Source organism: Syntrophorhabdaceae bacterium, assembly GCA_035541755.1.
In the GTDB taxonomy this organism is placed as follows: Bacteria; Desulfobacterota; Syntrophorhabdia; order Syntrophorhabdales; family Syntrophorhabdaceae; genus PNOF01.
Genome location: DATKMQ010000177.1, coordinates 1 through 4,194, shown reverse-complemented (window position 1 = coordinate 4,194; position 4,194 = coordinate 1). Strand labels below are relative to the sequence as shown.

Annotated in this window: 2 protein-coding genes; both read left to right on the top strand. The window is 52.9% G+C overall.

Going from position 1 to position 4,194, the window contains the following annotated elements; genetic code table 11:
• On the top strand, positions 1-2,493 hold a 2,493-nt coding region (locus VMT62_17780; protein ID HVN98281.1), incomplete at its 5' end, for a DNRLRE domain-containing protein.
• A gap of 162 nt (positions 2,494-2,655) precedes the next feature.
• Positions 2,656-3,690, top strand: coding sequence for an exosortase H (gene xrtH, locus VMT62_17775; GenBank protein ID HVN98280.1), 1,035 nt, complete (start codon positions 2,656-2,658; stop codon positions 3,688-3,690).
• Positions 3,691-4,194 lie beyond the last annotated feature (504 nt).

The window sequence follows — 4,194 nt, the reverse complement described above, 5'->3', positions numbered from 1 at the left end:
ATGACGGGCCAGGAGATCATCAACTTCCTCAAGACGACGAACATGGACACGGGGTTCTCCAGTGCCCTCGAGGTTACCGCCTTTGACGGCATACCAACGAGTGTCAAGTTCAACGGTCAGCCTATTGACACGAACCACACTTATACAGTCGCCATCAACAGTTATATGTACGCTCACCCTCCCACCGGCTGGACGTGGTCCGATACGAGTCCGCTCACCTCAAACGTCCTATGCCGCGACGGCATTGTGGACTATATGCGCGATCAGCATCCTGATCAGGCCCAAGCATACACGGTCGGTGGAGACCGCTATCATCTGAATACCGAGTTTTCGGGCGGATACCGCGCTGTTGTGACGATGATGAACGACAATGACACAAAACCTGTATACGAGTATGCCTTTGTCCGCCTGCTCAACGCGACTGATGAGACGCTCGCGAGAAGGGGCTCAAAGCAGGTCCCGACCGACCTTGTCAACGCCGACGGCTCGATCAACACCTCTAATCGTTTAGCCGAGCAGGAAATCTACCGCAGCTACCTCGGCTTCAAGACGGGCGGGCTCAGGCCGGGAGACATTATCGAAACCTGGGGTAAAGGGAGCTTTTACGGTGGCAATCCTGAGTTTGTGGACCAGGAGGGCATTTATGCCGACGGCGTAGAGTTCAAAATTGTCGGCCATGACGACAGCCTTGCACAGCCGATCTTCATGCCTTCCATCGCGTCTTTCTGGAACGACTCTTACAAGAATCACTACGTGCAGTTCCATGCAAAGAAGGCTGGCGCAAGCACGGTATATGACCAGTACGGCCAGACCGTAACCGTATGGGACGCAACTGGCTATGCGGCAAAGACGCTCCCCGGCAATGTGGGGGATATGCTTCTTATCTCCGGCGTTCCCACTATGGAGAGTTATGCCTTACGGTTCCGCAGTGACAGCGCCGTTGCGAGCACGGACAGTTTCCCTGCGATCGTCAGCGTCTCCTCCAGCGTAGACCCTGTGGCGGGAACTGTGACCACTTCGCCTTTGACCTTGACTTCAACGGCTTCTGCAACGTCAGCGACATGGTACATATCCCCAACAGCCGATGCCCAGGTCGTGAGCGGCAGCCCGAGCTCCAACTACGGAACTTCCACTAACCTGTATGTGCAGAGCAGCAACTCAGGCGCCTATAAGGACGAGCGGGCCTGGCTGAAGTTCGACCTCTCCGGCATTCCTGCGGGCTCTACAATCTCAAGCGCGGCGCTTCAGTTGTGGAATTGGAAATCAGCCGGCGCAGCGTTGCCGACTGAAGTGCATGGCGGCGACAGTGACGGCTGGATCGAAAGCGGGACAGGAAGCATAACCTGGGCCAACCAGCCGACATTCGGCCCGGCTCTAAATACGCAGACCCTTGCCGCGGGGGCCTCAAGCCTCTGGTATTCATGGGATGTAACCTCTTTTGCCCAGGGCAAGTGGAGCGGCAATAAGCTCGTCTCGCTCGTGGTCAGGGCCGCAACCGAAGATTCTACGGATGCCACCGCGCCGAGCTACGCCTTTGACTCTAAGGAATACGGCAGCAACGCCCCGATTCTTCAGGTGAGCGCCCAGGATAGCGTGGCGCGGGTTCAGTATTTCTACCGGTACTCTTCGGACGGCAGCTCTTGGGGAGCCTGGACCTCTTACGGAAGCGTCACAACAGCTCCCTGGACGATCTCCTTCACGTACCCTTCAGGCGCCGGATATTATGAATTCTACAGCGTGGGGATCGACGCTGCCGGAAATGTGTCGTTGACTCCCACAACAGCGCAGGCGAGCACCTTATATTCCCCGCTTGCAGCTAACGGGCAATGCGGCAGCAGCAATGGCGGCACATTCACGACAGCCCCCAGCTCGAATCTCTGCTCCTCGGGGACTGGAACTTCCGTGAGCGGCACTGGACCATGGACATGGAGCTGTTCGGGAAGCAACGGCGGCAGTGATGCAAGCTGCTTGGCGAACATCCAGACCTTCACAATCACCTTCGACTCCAGCACAGGAGGCGGCCTTACGGGCTTCATCAACCAGACGATCAATTACGGCTTGAGCGCATCCTCGGTGACCGCGGTTCCGACCTCAGGCTATCACTTTCTGAACTGGACCGGGACGAACGGTTTTGAGACGACAACCAGCAATCCTCTTATAGTTACAAATGTAACGACCGACCAGACCATTACCGCCAATTTCGCTCTTGATGCAACCAATGGGGCATGCGGCAGCTCGAATGGCCTAACGCTTTCATCCGGCCCGACAACAAATCTGTGCTCAACCGGAGACCCTTCGGTCGTAAGCGGCACCGGGCCCTGGTCGTGGACTTGTTCCGGGCTCAATGGCGGCAGCACGGACTATTGTCAGGCGAGTTATGCGTCAGATCAGGCCCAGTCTGTCCCCGGGCTCGGCCCATGGGGACTGGTGGCCGCACTTGCAATTCTGGCGGCGCTGATCAGCACGAGGAGGAAAAAGATTAAACATCAGTAAATCGACTAAGAATGTTGAGTTGACCCCGAATCAGGCTGAGAACCCGGACCGATCAAAGAATCAGTCCGGGTTGTTTTTGTTGTGTATTATAAAGAATACTATTCAGCCCGATAAATAAACGTTTGGGTGCTTTCTAGAAAAGAAAACAGATAAGACTCTGCGATGTCAAATAAGAAATCAAGACGGAGGCGCGATGCGAAGCAAGCCGCTGGCAATAAAGCAATGCCGCCCACGAAGAACATATCGGAGATCGTCGGTTCTGCCCGTTTTCGGTCCATTGGAGCCTTTGTTTTGACCTGCATCGGCCTCTACTTCTTGTTAAACGTGCTGCCGCCGTCTTTCACGAAGCATCTTAATGAGCATACTGCCGCGGTCTTGGGCCTGGTCCTGAACGTTTTTGGCATTTCTGTCTCGACCGCTAATGACACAGTATCGGGTGGCGGGGTGGCGTTCAAGATCATCCCCGAATGTACACCGATATTTTCGGTAGGCCTGTTCACCTGCTTCATAATCTTTTATCCGGCATCTGTTGGAGAGAAGGCAGCAGGTATCGTAATCGGAATCCCTGCATTCTATCTGGGCAACATCACCCGGCTTGCAATAACGTTCATGGTCACACGATATGACCGTAGGCTCTTTGAGGTTGTCCACGTTTATTTGGGGCAGGTCTTCACGATGATCCTGGTGATACTCGCCTGCGTTCTCTGGATGAGATGGCTTGGCAGGGAGCGGAAGCAGGGCATTACGTTGAAGACAGCCGGATTTCTGGCAAGATTCGGCTTGATATCGGGCTGCCTTTTCCTTGTTTGGATAAAGGTCCATCATTGGTACATCTGGTTCTTGGATCGATTCGTGCTTTTCGGGTTTTCGCTATTTGCTTACCATGTACCACTCGCCAGCCAGACCGTCTTTTATTATGAGACCTTCAGCGTTGTTTTAGTTGTCTCTCTTGTTCTTGCCGCCAGACCGGTACCCTGGCGCAGGAGGATTCCACTCATATGCACGGGACTGGCACTCCTCTTTTTCATCCATCTTTTCCATAGAATCGATAATGCCCTGATGGCGTATTTTAATTACACTGCTGTCTTACCGGTAGACTTAACTCTCCTGGTAATCGGGCAATACCTGATCCCCGTACTGTTCTTGATACACCTGGTGGGTCTTCAACGGCAGGGCGTTCATGATATTTCAGCATAAAAGACAAATACCGGAAGGAGGATTCCAACGAAAAAACGTGTCCAGATTCTTGTCTTAATGTTTGCGATTAACATGAGGGTAAGGAAGCTACGGTCGGTCATTGCCAACGCCTTTGGCGATGCTACTCGGCTCAATTCCAGCGCAAACGCCACACCCCAGTCGAGTCACACCTCAACCCTGATGTTGTGCGACCGTGAATTGCTATTATGCATAGGATTAGAAGTAATTAGGTACCCTTTTTTTCTTGCCAGACCCTTGTAATCAATTCTTAATATCCACGTAATACTTTCTTAACAAAACAAAGTTAAGATATTTTGTTTTTAAAGAAGTGCCTCTTTATTCTGCTTGATAAATAATCTGAGATAACATAAGGCAGGTGCGTGCGCAGCTATAAGTTAGGCGACGAGATCGCGGTATCGGTATCATACCCAAGGGCAAAGAAATACATTCTTAAAATTATCCCAGCGGTATTCCTCCTGGCCCTTTTTGGATGCGCCACGACCG

Coding starts and splice junctions, on each gene's coding strand:
- xrtH (HVN98280.1), top strand. CDS start 2,656: ATGTCAAATAAGAAATCAAGACGGAGGCGCGATGCGAAGCAAGCCGCT.